Genomic DNA, 241 nt, shown 5'->3' with positions numbered 1-241 from the left:
CGCTGCCGCGCGCGATGATCCCCGGCATCACGCTGGAGAGCCCGAAGATCACCCGCGAACTGACCACTGCCTGGTTCGCCACCCGCGTGGATGAGCGCTACCGGCGCTGCCTGCAGCGCTAGCCGCCCAGTCCCGCCCACCAGCGAGCGTAGGCCTGCCAGGCCGCGGTACCCGGCACCACATGCATCAGCACGAAGTTCAGCGCGAACACGGCCGCCACGAAGCGGAACACGCCGCGCCC

1 protein-coding gene is annotated in these 241 nt (G+C 71.0%); it reads left to right on the top strand.

What is annotated here, in order from left to right; translation table 11 throughout:
* Nucleotides 1-122, top strand: a 122-nt coding sequence (locus OH705_RS28510) for a DUF1615 family protein (RefSeq protein ID WP_267303608.1), incomplete at its 5' end; no start/stop codon positions are given.
* Nucleotides 123-241 lie beyond the last annotated feature (119 nt).

It is taken from the genome of Pseudomonas sp. BJa3 (genome assembly GCF_026343815.1).
In the GTDB taxonomy this organism is placed as follows: Bacteria; Pseudomonadota; Gammaproteobacteria; order Pseudomonadales; family Pseudomonadaceae; genus Aquipseudomonas; species Aquipseudomonas soli.
The sequence above is the reverse complement of the archived record's forward strand: the minus strand, read 5'-3'. Positions and strand labels throughout refer to the sequence as shown.